At 69.3% G+C, this 16251-nt stretch carries 18 protein-coding genes; 10 read left to right on the top strand and 8 right to left on the bottom strand.

The annotated features are described in order from the left end of the window. Window positions 1-118: 118 nt before the first annotated feature. The 4 genes from ACFXI3_RS12110 to ACFXI3_RS12095 all read left to right on the top strand — a co-directional run bounded on the left by ACFXI3_RS12110 (window position 119) and on the right by ACFXI3_RS12095 (window position 3664). Window positions 119-1576, top strand: coding sequence for a PAS domain-containing sensor histidine kinase (locus tag ACFXI3_RS12110; RefSeq protein WP_344265242.1), 1458 nt, complete (start codon window positions 119-121; stop codon window positions 1574-1576). A 96-nt stretch (window positions 1577-1672) separates the two neighbouring features. Next, window positions 1673-2179, top strand: coding sequence for a flavin reductase (locus ACFXI3_RS12105; RefSeq protein WP_344265239.1), 507 nt, complete (start codon window positions 1673-1675; stop codon window positions 2177-2179). 22 nt (window positions 2180-2201) lie between these two features. Continuing rightward, window positions 2202-2450: a hypothetical protein gene (locus tag ACFXI3_RS12100; protein WP_344266668.1), complete on the top strand. Its 249-nt coding sequence runs from the start codon at window positions 2202-2204 to the stop codon at window positions 2448-2450. After that, window positions 2447-3664 (top strand): amidase, encoded by a 1218-nt coding sequence (locus ACFXI3_RS12095; protein ID WP_378399535.1) that lies wholly within the window; start codon window positions 2447-2449, stop codon window positions 3662-3664. Before ACFXI3_RS12100 ends, ACFXI3_RS12095 begins: the two co-directional genes overlap by 4 nt. Here the strand turns inward: ACFXI3_RS12095 and ACFXI3_RS12090 are convergent. Both ACFXI3_RS12090 and ACFXI3_RS12085 read right to left on the bottom strand, forming a co-directional pair. Continuing rightward, window positions 3654-4268: a response regulator transcription factor gene (locus ACFXI3_RS12090; RefSeq protein WP_378399534.1), complete on the bottom strand. Its 615-nt coding sequence runs from the start codon at window positions 4266-4268 to the stop codon at window positions 3654-3656. The genes ACFXI3_RS12095 and ACFXI3_RS12090 overlap by 11 nt on opposite strands. After that, window positions 4265-4873: a nuclear transport factor 2 family protein gene (locus ACFXI3_RS12085; protein ID WP_378399533.1), complete on the bottom strand. Its 609-nt coding sequence runs from the start codon at window positions 4871-4873 to the stop codon at window positions 4265-4267. Before ACFXI3_RS12085 ends, ACFXI3_RS12090 begins: the two co-directional genes overlap by 4 nt. A 912-nt stretch (window positions 4874-5785) precedes the next feature. On the opposite strand from ACFXI3_RS12085, the gene ACFXI3_RS12080 reads away from it, so the two are divergent. Further along, window positions 5786-6331 carry a TetR/AcrR family transcriptional regulator gene (locus ACFXI3_RS12080; protein WP_378399570.1) on the top strand — a complete coding sequence of 182 codons (546 nt, stop codon included), beginning with the start codon at window positions 5786-5788 and terminating at the stop codon, window positions 6329-6331. Between the two features lie 727 nt (window positions 6332-7058). On the opposite strand, the gene ACFXI3_RS12075 is transcribed toward ACFXI3_RS12080, so the two are convergent. Further along, entirely contained in the window at window positions 7059-7271 is a 213-nt protein-coding gene (locus tag ACFXI3_RS12075; RefSeq protein WP_344265227.1) for a hypothetical protein, read from the bottom strand. Between the two features lie 330 nt (window positions 7272-7601). Between ACFXI3_RS12075 and ACFXI3_RS12070 the strand changes: the two genes are divergently transcribed. Then, the gene (locus ACFXI3_RS12070; RefSeq protein ID WP_378399532.1) at window positions 7602-8156 is read left to right on the top strand and encodes a hypothetical protein; all 555 of its coding nucleotides are present in this window, start codon (window positions 7602-7604) and stop codon (window positions 8154-8156) included. Window positions 8157-8175: 19 nt separating this feature from the next. On the opposite strand, the gene ACFXI3_RS12065 is transcribed toward ACFXI3_RS12070, so the two are convergent. Together ACFXI3_RS12065 and ACFXI3_RS12060 are read right to left on the bottom strand one after the other, a co-directional pair. Further along, entirely contained in the window at window positions 8176-9000 is an 825-nt protein-coding gene (locus ACFXI3_RS12065; protein WP_378399531.1) for an acyl-CoA thioesterase, read from the bottom strand. 21 nt (window positions 9001-9021) lie between these two features. Continuing rightward, window positions 9022-9750, bottom strand: a complete 729-nt coding sequence (locus ACFXI3_RS12060; RefSeq protein WP_378399530.1) for an alpha/beta fold hydrolase — start codon at window positions 9748-9750, stop codon at window positions 9022-9024. Between the two features lie 47 nt (window positions 9751-9797). Between ACFXI3_RS12060 and ACFXI3_RS12055 the strand changes: the two genes are divergently transcribed. Next, on the top strand, window positions 9798-11069 hold the full coding sequence (locus tag ACFXI3_RS12055; RefSeq protein ID WP_378399529.1) for a cytochrome P450: 1272 nt from the start codon (window positions 9798-9800) through the stop codon (window positions 11067-11069). Window positions 11070-11074: 5 nt separating this feature from the next. Here the strand turns inward: ACFXI3_RS12055 and ACFXI3_RS12050 are convergent, their stop codons facing one another. Both ACFXI3_RS12050 and ACFXI3_RS12045 read right to left on the bottom strand, forming a co-directional pair. Next, entirely contained in the window at window positions 11075-11833 is a 759-nt protein-coding gene (locus ACFXI3_RS12050) for a maleylpyruvate isomerase family mycothiol-dependent enzyme (protein WP_378399528.1), read from the bottom strand. A gap of 86 nt (window positions 11834-11919) precedes the next feature. Next, window positions 11920-12918 (bottom strand): small ribosomal subunit Rsm22 family protein, encoded by a 999-nt coding sequence (locus ACFXI3_RS12045; RefSeq protein WP_378399527.1) that lies wholly within the window; start codon window positions 12916-12918, stop codon window positions 11920-11922. Between the two features lie 135 nt (window positions 12919-13053). Between ACFXI3_RS12045 and ACFXI3_RS12040 the strand changes: the two genes are divergently transcribed. The 3 genes from ACFXI3_RS12040 to ACFXI3_RS12030 are packed head-to-tail and all read left to right on the top strand — an operon-like array spanning window position 13054 to window position 15167. Continuing rightward, window positions 13054-13479, top strand: a complete 426-nt coding sequence (locus ACFXI3_RS12040; RefSeq protein WP_344265209.1) for a YciI family protein — start codon at window positions 13054-13056, stop codon at window positions 13477-13479. After that, window positions 13479-13835: a YciI family protein gene (locus ACFXI3_RS12035; protein WP_344265206.1), complete on the top strand. Its 357-nt coding sequence runs from the start codon at window positions 13479-13481 to the stop codon at window positions 13833-13835. The genes ACFXI3_RS12040 and ACFXI3_RS12035 overlap by 1 nt, the downstream gene beginning before the upstream one ends. 54 nt (window positions 13836-13889) lie before the next feature. Next, complete coding sequence (locus ACFXI3_RS12030) at window positions 13890-15167, top strand: RNA polymerase sigma factor (protein ID WP_344265202.1); 1278 nt, start codon at window positions 13890-13892, stop codon at window positions 15165-15167. A 186-nt stretch (window positions 15168-15353) separates the two neighbouring features. Here ACFXI3_RS12030 and ACFXI3_RS12025 read toward each other — a convergent pair whose 3' ends face one another. Beyond that, complete coding sequence (locus ACFXI3_RS12025; protein WP_081684630.1) at window positions 15354-16133, bottom strand: IclR family transcriptional regulator; 780 nt, start codon at window positions 16131-16133, stop codon at window positions 15354-15356. Between the last annotated feature and the right edge of the window lie 118 nt (window positions 16134-16251).

Below are 16251 nucleotides of genomic sequence, written 5' to 3'. Positions count from 1 at the left end.
CCGGTGCGGTCGTTCCGACGGTACGAACCACGGCGGCGCGCGGGAATTGGTAGTGCCTGAGCGGGCGTAGGGGATTTCTTCAGTGCGAGCCGCCAGCCAGGGGCTTTACGCTGAGCCGATGGAGGCAGACCCGCGCGCGCCAGAGCTGACGACGCACGATTTCGTCGCGATGCTCAACGCCAGCCGTACGTGCGTGCTCGTGCACGACGGCGCGACGAAGAACATCCTGTGGGCCAACCCGGCCGCGTGCGAGATGCTCGAATGGAGCGTCACCGAGCTGCGGCCGTTGAAGGCGAACCACATGAGCAGCTCCGCGCAGCAGTACGACCGGGTGATCGGGCGGGCGTGGCTGCAGGAGGCCGTCGACAAGGGCGTCAGCCGGATCGAATGGCACTACCGCACGAAATCCGGCCGGGTGATTCCGACGGACGCGGTGGCTACCCGAGTCGAACTGGCGCAAGGCCCGGCCGTGATGGTGCAGTTCCGCGACATCGAACGCGAGCAGGAAATCGAGCGTGAGCTGCGGTTGACCACGTCCTGGGTCGATGCGCTGGCCCGGCACACGTCCGCGCTCGCGGTGATGCTCGACGCCTCGGGCGCGCTGCGGTTCGTCACCGACTCCGCGGCGGAGCTGTTCGGCGCGACCCCGGACGAGCCGCTCGGCTGTCTCACCGACCACGCTGGCCTGCGTCTCGACGACCGTCCGGCCACTTGGGACGAGGTCCGCGAGCGGGCCGCGCCGGGCACGCCGGTGCGGCTGGAGATCCAGGGTCGCGTCTGGCTGGAGGGGAGCGTCGAACGTCTTCGAGAGCCTGGTGGAGACGCGTTTCTGATGCTGCTCTACGACGTGTCCGAACGCGTCCGCGGCGAGGTCCGACGCGAGCGGGAGCTGCACCGGGAGAACTACCTGGCGCGCTACACCGCGATGGGCGATATGGCGATGGCGATCGCGCACGAACTGAGCCAGCCGCTCGCCGCCGCGGGCAACTTCCTGGCCGGGGTCCGTTCGCGGACGCTCGACGCCGCGCCCGTGGTGTACGGCATCGACAGCGCCGTCCGGCAGATCGAGCGGGCGAGCCAGATCGTGTCGTCGGTGCGGGCGTTCGTCGGGCATCTGGAGCATGTGGAGCAGGTGGCTGACCTCAACGAGATTGTCGAGGAATGCCTGTATTTCGTGCGATTGCGCGCGGAACCGGCCGCGATCGAGGTGACCTTCGACCGGTCCGCCGACGCCGTGCCGGTGCACTGCGAACGCGTGCTGACCGGCCAGGTCGTGCTGAACCTGTGCTTCAACGCGATCGAGGAAATGGCCCAGTGCCCGCAGCAGCGGCGCAGCCTGGTGCTCACCACGCGCCGCGACGGCGACACCGGCGTGGTCACTGTGGACGATCGCGGCCGCGGCTTCCCGCGCAATCCGTTCGACGAGTCGTTCACCGCGAAGGAACGCGGCAGCGGCATCGGACTGGCGCTGAGCCACCGCATCATCACCCGCCAGCACGGGACGATCTGGGCCGAACACCGCGCGGGCGGCGGTTCGACGTTCGGCTTCGCACTGCCCGCGACCGGCCCGGGTTAGGAATTCTTCAGCTGTGCCGGGGAAGTTCTCGATACCCCGCGACCGGTGCGGCTTTGTACGGTCAAAGGAGTCCCGGCCCCAGTCCTAGGAGGCACCGTGTCCGAGCTGACCCGGACCCAGCGCGAATTCCGCACCGCGATGGCCAACCTCTCCGCGGCCGTCAACGTCGTGACCACCGCGGGCCCGCACGGCCTCGCCGGCATGACGGTGAGCGCCGCCTGCTCGGTCACCGACAGCCCGCCGACCGTGCTCGTGTGCGTCAACCGGTCGAGCCGGTCGCACGCGATCCTGGTCGGCAACGGCCAGGTCTGCGTCAACGTCCTCGGCCCCGGCCAGGAGGACCTGGCCATGCACTTCGCCGGCGCGACGAAGGTGCCGACCGCCGACCGCTTCAGCGAGGACTGCTGGGACCTCGACAGCGAGGACGCCCCGGTCCTGCGCGGCGCCGCGGCCTCGCTGGTCGGCCGGATCGTCGCCGAGCAGGAGCACGGGTCGCATTCGGTGCTGTTCGTCGAGATCGAAAAGGTGCTGACCGCCCCGGACAGCGGCGCTTTGGTGTACTTCCAGCGCCGCTTCCACCGGCTTGCCGCACTCAGCGCCTGATCGAGGAGAACCCGTGGACCGGATGACCCTGACCTGCTACAACGACACGCACGGCTACGGCTGGCGGCACGTCGACCTCTTCGTGCACGACGAGCACGGCCGCGAACTGGACTGGGTGCACTGGCAGGTGCCGGCCGACGGTCCGGACGCCGCCGACGAGGCCACCGCGCGCGTCGAACCGCTGCTGCGCCGGACGTCCGACTGGCGGCATTCGGTCAGCGCGAGCGGCATGGACTACTGGACCGCCGACGCCGCCTGGACCCAGCCGTGACCGCCCCGTGGTCGCTGCGCGCCCTGGTCGCCGATCTGGCCGCTGGCCGGACGACGCCGGAATCCGCTAGCGCCGAGGCCCGCTCGCGAATCGCCGCGGCTTCCTTCGACGCCTGGGTTTCGTCGGCTTACGTGCCTGCGTCGACGGGTCCGCTGGGAGGGGTTCCGTTGGGCGTCAAGGACATCATCGACTTGGCCGGACTCCCGACCCGCTGCGGCTCCGTCCTGCGCGCGGACGCTCCACCGGCCACTGTGGACGCTTCGATCGTGCGCGAATGGCGGCGGGCCGGAGCGGTGCCGATCGGCAAGACGGTCACCACGGAATTCGCTTTCTTCGCGCCTGGCCCCACGGATAACCCCGCTGCGCCCGGTCACACGCCCGGCGGTTCCTCCAGCGGTTCGGCGGCTGCCGTTGCCGCTGGACACGTCCCGCTGGCTTTGGGCTCGCAGACCGCTGGCTCGGTCACGCGCCCGGCCGCGTTCTGCGGAGTCGCTTCGCTGGTCATGAGCCGGGGCCGATACCCGGTCGACGGCGTCACCGGCCTGAGCCCGAGCCTCGACAGCCACGGCATGTTCACCGCGACGGTTTCCGATCTGGCCTTGGCCTGGTCAGCGTTGTCGGGGGAGCCGGAGGCTGCCGTTTCTCCGGCTCCGCGGTTGCTCGTGTGGTCGTCCGAGGACGCGACTCCAGCGATGCGGAACGCACTTGGTTCCGCGGTTGCCGGGCTGCGAGCCGCCGGTGCCGTGGTCGACGAATTCCCAGACCCGGCTCTGGTCCCCGCTTTGACCGCCGCGCACCCCGTGGTGATGGCCTACGAGGCGGCGCGGGAACGTTCTGTCGAGCTTGCCTCCGCGGACCGGCTCAGCGCTCCCTTGGCGCAATTGCTGCGTACCGGCGCGGAGATGCCGCTCGCGGAATACGAAGCCGCGCAGGACGTCGTCGCTTCTGGTGCTTCTAGGCTCGCCGAAATCGTGGCCGGTTATGACGCCGTCCTGGCCCCGGCCGCGCTCGGGTCGGCCCCTGCCGGCTTGACCGCGACCGGCGATCCCGTGCTCAGCCGCCCTTGGCAAGCGCTGGGCCTGCCGGTCATCGCCGTGCCCGGCCTGCGCGACGAGGCTGGATTGCCGTTGGGATTGCAGCTAGTCGGCAGTTCTTTGGGGGAAACCGCGTTGCTGGCCACCGGCCGCTGGACGGAGACCGCGCTCAAACGGTGACGCGATGGGTGAGGATGTCGCGGACCAGCGTCCCCAGGCTGTCCGCCGACGTCTTCGCCTTGATCCGCGCCCGATGCACGTCGACGGTCTTGACGCTGGTGCCCAGCCGATGCGCGATCGCCTGGCTGGGCATCCCGTCGACCACCAGTCGCAGCACCTCGCGCTCGCGCTGGGTCAGCGTGTCGAGCCGAGCCCGGACCGCCTGCCGCTCCGCATGCTCCGCGAACCGGCGGCGCGCCTCGATGAGCTGGGTCTGGACCACCTCGACCATGCGCTGGGCCTGATAAGGCTTCTCCAGGAAATCGACCGCCCCCGCGGTGAGCGCACGGACCGACATCGGAATGTCGCCGTGCGCGGAGCAGAAAATCAGCGCAGCCGGACAGTCGATTTCCGCGAGCTTTTCCTGCAGCTGAAAACCGCTGATCGCGGGCATTCGCACGTCGACGATCACGACCGCGGGCTCGGCCGGATCGAACTCGTCCAGGAAGGTTTGCGCGTCCGGATAGGTCAGCGCCTGCACGCCGACGCTCTCCAGCAGGAACACCAGGGACTGCCGGAGGTCCTCGTCGTCGTCCACCACGTGCACGACCGGGTCGTCGCTCATGGCTTCATCAGCACCGACGCCGAGGGATAGTCGCTGGCCCAGCCTTCCGGAAGCGGGGCGATGAAGACGTTTTCGGTGCGAGTGCGGGTGATCCGCCAGGTGTCGCCGACGCGACGGAACGCGTTGTTCAACCGGCTGGACCGCAGGAGAGCCTTCCCGTCGGAGAACAGCCACGGTTGCATGTGGATCCATTGCCCGGTGGCCTCGTCGCCGTCGACGTGGATTTGCTCGGAGGTGAGGTAATGCGCGTTCAGCAGAAGTTCGGGGTCTTTTTTCTCGCCCCAGAACCGCTGGAAATGCGCCCGGATAGCGTCGGCGCCTTCCGCGCGCCCGAACTGCCCGTCGTAGTACTCGCCGACGCCCTCCCAGACCGCGTCCTCGGTGTAGAGCGCCATGATGAGGTCGATCCGCTCACTGTCGTCGGCGACGCCGAACTCCGGGCAGGGAGTGTCGCAGAGGAACATGTAGCGCGCCTGCACCCGCCGGATCTCCGCCTCGGCTTCGAGCACCACGACCCGCCTGACCAGCCCCGCGACGGTCTCCTCCAACGCGGCGACCCGCCGGTCCGTGTCCGGGTTGGCGGGTGCGGGGTGGTCGAGAGACATCGTTTTCCTCACCAGAGAAGTCGTGACGGGTGGCGCTTCGTGCCGAGGCTGGCCTTTCGGTGCGGTTTTCGGCTCGTTGACAGGGTAACCGGACCAGACCGCGCCGGGCGTTGGGAGCTTGTGACCAGCCTCTGCCCCGTTCGGAAGGGTTGTCAATCGGATCGGTGAGTTATGCGGGGCGTGTTTCAAACCGGGGGTGGTGGTTATCAATGGCGGGTTCGGCGGTTGTGATTGGTGGGTGGGTTGTTTGCGGGGTGGTGCTTCGGGGAGTCGCTTCCGGTTCGCTGCTATGCCGTAGGCGCGCGCTTCGTCGGGGCCGGGGATGTGTTGCTTGCTGGGTGATTTAAGGGCCGCTTCCGGTCTGCTGTTATCCGGTCGGCGCGCTCCTCGGCGGGGTGGAGATGCGTCGCTTGCTGAGTGGCTCTCGGGGGCCGCTTCCGGTCCGCTGCTATGTGGTCGGTGCGCTGCTTGGCTGGGCTGGGGATGTGTTGCTTGCTGAGCGACTTTCGGGACCGCTTCCGGCCCGCTGCTGTGGTCCGTGCGCTCCTCGGCGGGGTGGAGGTGCGTCGGCTCTCGGGGGCCTGCTTCTGGGCTGCCGCAGGGCCTCCCGGAGGGGTGCTGCGGCGAAGAGGTGGGTGGACCGGCCTGCGCGAAGGCGGCCGGGGCGGGAACGCTGCCGATTCTTGCGTCGGGGGGTCGTTGGTTGATGAAGAGGCTGACCATGGATCCCGAACGCGGCGGTTTGGCGGCGGTTTGGCTGCGAGGCGCACTGGCCGCCCTGCTCCGTCCGTCTGGCTGCGGGGCGCACTGGCCGCCGTCCGTCCGTTCGTGCCGTGCGCGGATTATGCGGCACTCGGCGGGTCCGCGATAACGTTGAGGCATGTGCGTTTCCACTGGTGCCGGGCGTCGGCGATGAGTGCGGCTCAGCGAGCCGACGCTCGGGAGAACCGGGAGCGGATCGTCGAGATCGCCCGCGAGGCGATCGCCGGTTCGGGGGAGTTGCGGCTGAACGCGGTGGCCAAGTCGGCCGGCGTCGGGCAGGGGACGCTCTATCGGCACTTTCCCACGCGCGAGGACCTGCTTGCCGAGGTGTACCGGCAGGAGGTGGAGGAGCTGGTCGCGCTGGCTCCGGAATTGCTGTCTTCGCACGGGCCGGTCGAGGCGTTGTCCCGGTGGTTCGACCGGATCGCCGAATACGCGCGAGTCAAGCGCGGCGTCTTCGCGGCGCTGGAAACCGCGGTGTGGAAAGGCTTGTCGGAGGAAAGCCATGGTCCGATCGGGGACGCCATCACCCTGTTGCTCGACGCGGGGAAATCCGAGGGAGCCATCCGTCGCGACATCGACGCTCGCGACCTGTTTATCTTGTCGGGCTACTTGACCCGGCTGGACGAGGACGAGTGGGATTCCCGTGCTCGGCATCTCCTGGACGTGCTGCTTCAGGGAGTTCTTTCCCGCTGACCGCTCGGCGGAGAGGTTTGCGGCACGGGCGAGCGTTGGGTGCTGCCGGAAGACCGGTGTGGATGAGATCTGCTTGCAGGACAACGGATTCACGCGCGGGTGGCGACGATCGCGATGTGGTTGTCTAGGTGCGCTAGGCGCGATGCGCGGTCCCTGCGCTGGAATACGCTGCGCGGTTGGGTGATATGGCGTGGCGCGACGCGTGGGCTTTGCGCTGCAACGCGCTGCGTGGTTGGTGGCGAGGGGTGATGTGCGGGCCTAGCGCCGCAACGCGCTGCGCGGTTGGGTGGTGTGTCGAGGTGCGCTGGCTGCGATTTGCAGGCCTTGCGCGGCAACGCGGTGCGCAGTTGGTGGCAAGGGGTGATGTGCGGGCTTTGCGCTGCAACGCACTGCGCGGCCGGTGGTGCGAGGCGTGATGCGTGGGCCTAGCGCCGCAATGCGCTGCGCGGTTGGGTGGTGTGTCGAGGTGCGCTGGCCGCGATGTGCGGGCCTTGCGCCGCAACGCGGTGCGCGGTTGGCGGTGTGGTGTGCCGCGGTGTGCGGCGCAGCTGCGTGAGGTAGCGGGCGCGGATTGGTGAGCGTCGCTGGAAAGCTACCGAAATTCAGCGCCCGAGTCGGCCGAAGGCCGCGGTGTTGGATGTGGTGTCCATATTGGACGGGCCGCTCGCGTACGCGGCCGGCCCGGTCCCCCAGAGTTCCCCAGTGGTGGTGCTGTTGGCGGTGCGGTTCAGGAGGCGACGGCCAGGCGGACCCGGCGGTCGCGGGCGTACGAGACCAGTTCGCGGACCTCGTCGGTGGTGATGATGCGGACAGCGTCTTCCAGGATCTCGGCCGTGGCCACCTGCAGCGGCCAGGAACGCAGGCCGGGAGCGGGTTCGTGCCAGAACCACTGGCCTTGGGAGAGATCTTCGGCGGCGACGGTGGGTGCCTCGGTGTTCATGCCTGCAGCCTAACTTGCACCACCGACAGAAAATCGCTCTACCGGACATCCCGGGACAACCCCGGAGGAAGCGCAAGAAGTGAATGCGGATTCGGTGATGGTTCCCGCTGGTCGAGGGGATACCAGCGAGCCGGCGGGTGGTGTGGGTCACGCGGTCTTCCACGGTCGGGGATAAGAATCCGGAGGTCGGGTGCGAAAGCGAGGAGCGGGTTAACTGGTCGCCTGCCCGGCCGGATTCAGGTGGATTTTGCACGGCCGGGCGGCCTGGCCTAGGCTTCGCCGGTCACCGCGCACACACCGGGGGTTTCCGGGACGAGAGGAACGGTGCGAATGGCTTTGCGCGACCCCGAGGCGTACCGCGATATCGATCTGCCGGCGATTCTTCGCATGGAGCGGCGGCTTCCCTGGTACGGCTGGCCGCACCTGCCGTTGGGGCTGCTGGTCTGCGTGGCCGCGATCCTCGCCGCCTACCGGGTTCCGGTTTCGTATCACCTGACTACCGCGCTGGTCGCGGGCAGCGGGGTGGTCGGCGGGTTTTCCGGTTACGGCTGCGGGCTCGTCATGGTCAGCACGCCGGGTCTGGTCCAGACCGGGTACCTGAACTGGCGGCGCACCCGGGTGTTGCGGGCGTTGCTCATCGTGCTCGGCGGGTTGTCCGCGGCATCGATGGTGGTCGTTGTCGCGTGCCATATTTCGTTGCTGGCGGGGGCTTCCGACCAGCATCCGTTCCGGCTTTCGGTGCAGGCCGGGTTGTACTTGGTGCTCGTGGTGGCCAACACCGTCCTCGCGGGGCTGGAGGCGTGGCAGTTGTCGAAGATCCTGCGCGCGCCGGTGGCCGAGGCTGCCGCGGAGCCGGCTGGGCCGGTGCGGGTTCGGCTTGGCTGACTGTCCACATCGGACAGAGTCAGCGCCTGCGCAGCAGTACTTCCTGGGTCACTGAAGCAACTAGCCGTCCGTCGGTGGTGAAGAATTCGCCGTGGGTCAGGCCTCGGGTGCTTGCGTAGCTTGGGCTTTCCATGTCGAACAGCAGCCATTCGTCCGCGCGGAACGGGCGGTGGAACCACACGGCGTGGTCCAGCGACGTCAGCTGCGGTTCGCCCGGGTCGTCGCGGTGGGGCAGCAGGGCGGTGCCGGCCAGGCGGATGTCGGAGATGTAGGTGAGCGCGCAGACGTGCGCCAGCGGGGCGTCCGGCAGTGCGTCCTTCGCTCGCACCCAGATCTGCTGACGCGGGCCGCGGCCGGTGTCGGGCAGGCCGGTTTCCGGGCTGCTGACGAAGCGGACTTCGATGGCGGACAGGACGATCGGCGAGCGGTCCTGCTCGACGACGCCTGCCTCGTCCGGGGCCGGGACGTCCGGCATTCGCGCCTGGTGCGCACTGCTGTCCGCCTCGGTCTGGAACGACGCGGACAGGCTGAAGATGCTCTCGCCGTTCTGGATCGCGACCACCCGGCGCGTGGTGAACGAACCGCCGTCACGGGTGCGTTCTACCTCGTAGATGATCGGCATGTCGGTGCGCCCGCCGCGGATGAAATAGCCGTGCAGCGAGTGCACGTGCCGCGCGGTGGGCACGGTGGCGCCGGCCGCGGTCAGCGCCTGCGCCGCGACCTGACCGCCGAACGCCCGCTGCGGCGAACCCTGGTGGCACCAGCCGCGGAACAGGTTCAGCTCGAGCGGTTCGAGCTTCAGCAGCTGGTCTAGCCCGGTGCGGGCGGGATCGATCGTCGTCACCCGGCCAGTCTAAGCGCCTGCTCAGTCGCCCCGCGGGGTGAGCAGCGCCGCCACCGCGGCTGGATCCTCGACGTGCGCGTTGTGCCCAAGCCCGGGCAGGACCACTGCCTCGGGAACGAGGGCGCGAAGCTGCTCGGGGCGGCACATCGGATCGTTTTCGCCGGCGGCGAGTACCACGGGGCAGCGCGTGGCGGCCAGCAGGCTCGGCAGGTTCGGGCGGCCGACGCCGAAGGCGGGCGGGTCCAGGACCAGCCGCCAGCCGTCCGGGGTTTCGGTGACGCCGTCCGGGTCTGCCGAAGCCAGGCCGGTCAGTCCGGCGATCTTCAGATAGGCGGTTTCGGCCTCCTCTCGGGTTTCGAACAGCCGGGGCGGGCGGGTTGCCATCGCGGCGGCGCGAGCCAGGTCGTCTTCGCTCCACTCGACCTTGATGCCGACCGCCAGCACGCTGCTGACTTCGAGGCCGTAGCGGCCACTCGCCAGCTCCAGCGCGACGACACCGCCGAGCGAATGGCCGACGACGGCAACCGGGCCGGGCTCGTCGAGAGCGTCGGCGACTGCCGCCGCGAGCGTCTCGAAGGTGTACTCGGGCAGCCGCGGCGAGCCGCCATGGCCGGGCAGGTCCGGCACGAGCAGCCGCCGGTCGAGTTGGCCGGTCAAGCCGTCCCAGACCGCGCCGGTGGCGCCGAGTCCGTGCAGGAGCAGGACCGGCGGTTCGCCTTGTCCGGTGACGCGCAGCTTCAGCTTTTCCACCGGACGGATCTTTCCGCAGGCGGCGGTCTCGGGGCTAGGGTCGGAACGTGTCGAGTGCTGTCATCGCCGACCCGGACACCTACGTCACGGGCGTGCCTTACGACCTGCTTGCCCGCCTGCGCCGCGAAACGCCGGTGACGCGGATCGGCGACTTCTGGGCCGTGCTGCGCCACTCCGACGTGCGGCACGTGCTTCGCACCCCTGCGGTGTTTTCGTCGCAGCTCGGCGGCACCCAGATCCGCGACCCGGCCACTGCCGAGGACCTGCGGTACGTGCGCCGGATGATGCTCAACATGGACCCGCCCGAGCACGGCAGGCTGCGCGGGTTGCTCACGAAAGCGTTCACTCCGCGCGCGGTCGGCCGGATCACCGAGCGGATCGAAGGCTGGGCACATGATCTCGTGGCGGCGGTGGCCGATCGCGGCGAATGCGATTTCGCCAAGGACATCGCCGCCGATCTGCCGTTGCTCACGCTCGCCGAGGTGTTCGGCGTTCCCGAGCAGGACCGCAGGCTGATGTTCGACTGGAGCAACCGGGTGATCGGCTTCCAGGACGCCGAATACGCGGTGAGCGCGACCGTCAAAGCCGACGATGTCACCGACCTCGCCCGTGCCGCGCTGGCCGTGCGTCCGGAACCGGGACCGGACGGCCGGATGCCGGATCCGCGCAGCCGCGCCGGAATGCCGGATCTCTACGCCTACGCGCACGCGCTTGGCGAGCACAAACGCGAGCACCCCGGCGACGACGTGATGAGCAACCTGATGCAGCACGTGGACGACGACGGCGGCCGTGTGTCGATTGAGGAGTTCGAGAACCTTTTCTGGTTGTTTTCCGTAGCTGGCAACGAAACCCTGCGCAACGGCCTGCCCGGCGGGATGGCCGCGTTGCTCGCGCATCCCGAGCAGTACCGCAAGCTGCTCGACGACCCGAGCCTGCTGCCCGGCGCGGTCGAAGAGATGCTGCGCTGGCACACGCCGGTGATGCACTTCCGCCGCACCGCGACGCAGGACACCCGACTGTCCGATGTGGACATCAAGGCCGGGGACAAGGTGGTGGTGTGGTTTTCCTCGGCCAATCGCGACGAGACTGTGTTTCCCGATCCTGATGTCTTCGACGTGACGCGTGCGCCGAGCGAACATCTGACGTTCGGCCACGGCCCGCACTTCTGCCTCGGTTCGCACCTCGCGCGAATGCAGATGCGCGCGTTGTTCGCCGCGGTGTTCGATCAGCTCGGCGAGGTCCGGCTCGCGGGCGAACCCCGCCGGCTGCGGTCGAACTTCCAGAACGGGCTCAAAAGCCTCCCGATCCGCTGGGACTGACCGGATCAGCCGAAGCCGACGAGCGAAAGCCAGCGGTCCAGGTACACCGTGTCGCCGCTGCGGTGCGCGATCTCCGACGGCAGCCTGCCGTAGACCATCAGCAGCAGGTCGCCCAGCGGCGCGGCCACGGTGACCGCCGCGTTCGCCGGCGGGCCCGGGTGCCAGGCCAGCTGATCGCCGGTGAGATCGACCGTCCAGGACGCCGCCTCGTCGGTCGGCGCGAGGTGGATCGTGCGGTCTGGGCCGAGCAGTTCCCGGCGTTCGGGGACGTACTCCAGCAACTGCGGCAGCGACCCGAGTTCCAGCCATTCCTCCATCGCGTCGTGCGCGACTTCCGGCGTGACGGTGAATTCCCCGCCCGCGGCCAGCGTCGCGTCGGCGCGGTGGATCAATGTCTCGTTCATGAACCGGCGTGCGTAGAACGCTGCTCGCGGCGGCCCGCTCGGGACCGGCGTGAACACCTCCGCGTCTGGACCTGCTTCGCGCAGCGTCGCCGCCAACGTCTTCGCCCCGTCCACGAGCCACGACGCCGGGCGCGGGGTGTCCACCGGATTCCGCAGTTCGTCGTCCGGCAGCCAATGGTCGGCCCGCGTGCGCACGGTCTCCTCGGCCCATCGGTGACCGGTGCTGACGTGATCGAGCAGTTGCCCGAGATTCCACTCCGGGCACGCCGCGACCCGCACCGTCCGGTCCGCGCCTTCGACGGCCGCGGCGAGAAGTTCCGTCTGCCGCACGATCTCCGCGCAACGCTCGTGAAAGTCCATCGGGTGTCCTCTCCGGTTCAGATCCGCTGACACCCGACAGTCGGAGCCGACGCAGCCATCCAGACACCGCAGCGGAAGAAACCGGGCTACTCCACGCTCCAGGCGTCTCCCCATTCCGCGTCGCGAGCGGCGCGGTAGCGCACGCCGTGCCGCTTCGACACGACAGTGCCGGGAGCGAGCCCGTCGACGGTGCAGAGGTCCAGTTGCACGAACCCCTTGTGCTTGCGCGGATGCCGGATGATCCGGGCCGACGGACGGTCGACCGGTGCCGACGTGGCCGCCACGTACGAATACTTTTCGTCCTCGAAGCCCAGTGTGCCGGACTTGATCCGCCGGTGCACCCCGCTTCGGGGCAGCCGGGCGGAGAAGTGGCACCAGTCTTCTCCCGGCTTGATCGGACAGACGTCGTCGTGCGGGCACGGCGCCACCACGCTGCGGCCCATCTCGCGCAGCACCTCGCGAGCCTCGCGGATCCGCGCGAATCCCGCCGGCGTTCCGGGCTCGATGAGCACGACGGTCCCGGCTTTCGCGGCAAGCCACTGGACGACGTCGGCGCGGCCGCGTTCGGGCAGTTCGCCGAGGACATACGAGAGCGTGACCAGGTCGGCTTCCGGTGCGGCCGACGCGGAATCGACCAATCCGCGCTGCCAGACCGCGGTGCGGACGGCTGGCTCGTCGGCATTGGCCGCCAGCTTGCGTCCCAGCGCCAGCGCGGCCGCCACCTGCTCCAGGACCGTGCACTTCTCCACCGAAGGCCAGACGTCAGCCGCGGCCCACACTGCCGCTCCGGTGCCGCCGCCGATGTCGACGTGCGTTTTCGGGTCGAACCCGGGCGCGGCGGCAGCCACCTCGCCCAGCACCGCGCTGACCGCCGCATACGTCGCCGGCATTCGGTACCCGGCGTAAGCGGCGACATCCAGCTCCGAAGAGAGGATCGGCGAGGTTGCCGAGTCGCCTTGTCGATAACGCTTGCTGAGCCGGTCCACGGCTTGCGCGAGCCGGGATTCGGGGAACCGGCCGAGCTCTTCGTCGAGGGCGGCGCGGAGACGTTCGGGGAGTACTGCCACGGACACCGATTCTCCCATGCCTGTTTTGTCCGCCGAAGTTCGCCTGACCTGCTAGTTTCGCGACCGGGAAAAAAGTTTGGGGACGGTGTCGATCCGGCCGCGGCCCGTTCGACGCAGGGGTGAAGGCAAGCCGAGAGCGAAGGGGTACCGAAGATGCGATTCATGGTGATCATGAAGGCCAGCGAAGAGAGCGAAGCCGGCCAGATGCCGAGCACCGAACTGCTCGCCGAGATGGGCAAGTTCAACGAGGAACTCGTGCGGGCCGGCGTGATGCTCGCGGGCGAGGGACTGGCTCCCAGCTCCCAGGGCGCCCGCGTGAAGTTCTCCGGCGACAGCGAGCCCAGCGTGGTCGACGGCCCCTTCGCCGAGACCAAGGAGCTGATCGCCGGGTTCTGGATCCTCCAGGTGCGTTCGCTCGAAGAAGCCGTGGAGTGGATCAAGCGCGTGCCCAACACCGACGGCGCGCACCACGAGATCGAGATCCGGCGGATCTTCGAGGCCGACGACTTCGGCGACAACCTCACCCCGGAACTGCGCGACGCCGAAGCGAAGGTGCGCGAGCAGGCTGCGCAGAACTGATGCGGTTCATGGTGCTGGTGAAAGCCAGCGAAGACTCCGAAGCGGGAGCCGCGCCCAGCGCTGAGTTGATCGAGCAGATGGGCCGGTTCAACACCGAACTCGCCGAATCCGGCCACCTCGTGCAGGCCGCCGGGCTGACTCCCAGCTCGGCCGGCGCCCGGCTGCTGTGGTTCGACGGGGACGCGGAGCCCAGCGTGGTCGACGGCCCGTTCGCCGAGACCAAGGAGCTCGTCGCGGGCGTGTGGATTCTGGAGGGGGAGTCGCTCGCCGAGATCGTCGAGCTGATGAAGCGGGCGCCCAACCCGGACCGGCAGGCGGGCACCGTCGAGATTCGGCCGTTGTCGGCGGAGCTCTGACTCCGCGCCCGCCCGAGGGTTGCCTCGGGCGGGCCGGGCCGGTCTGATGGGCCGGTGGACACGCGAAGTGCGGTAGAGGCCGTTTGGCGGATCGAGTCGGCGCGGGTGATCGCCGGTCTCGCGCGGATGACCCGCGACGTGGGCCTCGCGGAGGAACTGGCCCAGGACGCGCTCGTCGCCGCGCTCGAACAGTGGCCGGAGACCGGCGTGCCGCGCAACCCTGGCGCCTGGCTGATGACGATCGCCAAGCGGCGGGCCATCGACCTGTTCCGGCGCAACGAAACCTTCGGCCGCAAGCTCGACGAGATCGGCCGGGAGGCCGAACAGCTCGGCGAGGGCGTGCTGCCCGACTTCGACGCGGTCCTCGACGACGAGCAGATCGAGGACGACCTGCTCCGGCTGGTCTTCACCGCGTGCCACCCGGTGCTGTCCACCCAGGCGCGGGTGGCGCTCACGCTGCGCATGCTCGGCGGGCTCAGCACCGACGAGATCGCCCGCGCCTTCCTGGTGAAGGAATCCGCTGTCGCGCAACGCATCGTGCGGGCGAAGAAGACGCTCGCCGACGCCAAGGTGCCGTTTGAAACGCCGGTCGGCGACGAGCGCGTCGCACGCGTGCCCGCCGTGCTCGAAGTGATCTACCTGATCTTCAACGAGGGCTACTCCGCCACGCGCGGCGACGACTGGATGCGGCCCGCGCTGTGCGAGGACGCGTTGCGCCTCGGCCGGGTGCTGGCCGGCCTGATGCCGGGCGAACCGGAAGTGCACGGGCTGGTGGCGCTGATGGAGATCCAGGCTTCGCGCTCGGCGGCGCGCACCGGCCCGAACGGCGAACCGGTGCTGCTGATGGACCAGGACCGCAGCCGCTGGGACCGCCTGCTGATCCAGCGCGGCCTCACTGCGCTGGCCAGGTCCGAACGGCTGGCGGACGGCACGTACGGGCCGTATTCCGCGCAGGCCGCGATCGCCGCCTGCCACGCCGTGGCGGTGACGCCGGACGAGACCGACTGGGCGCGGATCGCGGCGCTGTACGCGGGATTGGCGCAGCTCACGCCGTCTCCGGTGATCGAGCTGAACCGGGCCGTCGCGGTCTCGATGGCCGAGGGGCCGGAAGCCGGGCTGGTGTTGGTGGACAAATTGCTGACTGAGCCCGCGCTGAAGAACTACCACCTGCTGCCGAGCGTGCGCGGCGACTTTCTGTACAAGCTCGGCCGCCGGGACGAGGCGCGCGCAGAGTTCGAGCGCGCGGCGAAGATGACCGGCAACGAGCGGGAGCGCGCGTTGCTTCTGGAGCGGGCCGAGTCGTGCAGCAAACTGGAAGCGGGAACGAGGTAGCCGGGCGGCACCGTGCGGTGCGGGAGTGATCTTCATGCCGGGAACGGTCCACCACCGGCCCGACAATTCCCGGTGCCACCGGCGGCCATCCCCAGGGTTGTCCACAAGTCGACACGCCTGTGGATAACCTGTTTCCGCTGGTAGAAGACGCAAGACCGGCCGAGAAAACCCGATCCGGTGAAAGACTCAGCGGTTCCGCACGTACCCCAGCCGCATCGACAACGCCGCCGCCGTCCCGGCCACCGTCGCGCCCAGCTCGTCCGCCCGGCGCATCACCCGCGGAGCGGGCCCGGCGACGCTGATCGCCGCGATCGGACGGCCCGAGTGGTCCCGCACGGCCGCCGCGACGCAGCCGACGTCCGGCTCGTTCTCCAGGTCGTCCACGGCCCAGCCGCGACGCCGGGTGCGCGCCAGTTCGTCCAGCAGCCGGACCGGGTCGTTGATGGTTTTGAGGGTGAGGCTGTCCAGCTTCATCCGGCGCACCCGCTCCACCCGGTCGGCCTCCGGCAACGCGGCCAGCCAGGCCTTGCCCAGCGACGTCGCGTGCTGCGGCCGCCGGGTGCCGAGGCGGCACGAGAGGGTGACCGCGCTGGCGCTGCGCTCGGTCGCGACGTAGACCATCGCGTCGTTGTCCGGCACCGCGAGATAGGTCGTCTCCCCGGAACGCTCGGCCAGCGCGGTGAGATACCGCGGCGCGCAGCGGTGCAGGTCGGTCGCCGCCATCGCGCGGGCGCCCAGTTCGACCAGCCGGGTGCCGAGCCGCACGCGTCCGGTGACGGTGTCCGCCTCGAGGTACTCCAGCCGCTTCAGCGTGCCGACGATCCGGTAGGCGGCGCTGCGCGAAAGGCCCAGTTGCCGGGCGAGCGCGTTCGTGGAGATTTCCTGGTGCTGCCCGACGTGTTCGAGCACCGCCAGCCCGCGCTCCAGGGTGCCGCTTTGGTCCAGCCCGCGTGCTGCTGCGTCCACGTTCGCCCTCCGCCTGTCGCTCTGCGTTCCCGGTCACCGGTGCGTGGTGCCATCAAGCGGGGTTGGACGCTAACACCTCCGATGTATGGACGGAAGATCTTGACCGATCTCTGTCATT

The organism is Amycolatopsis sp. NPDC059235, assembly GCF_042754125.1.
Taxonomy (GTDB): domain Bacteria; phylum Actinomycetota; class Actinomycetes; order Mycobacteriales; family Pseudonocardiaceae; genus Amycolatopsis; species Amycolatopsis albidoflava.
Note: the sequence above shows the minus strand (reverse complement) of the source record. Positions and strands in the feature narration are given on the sequence as shown.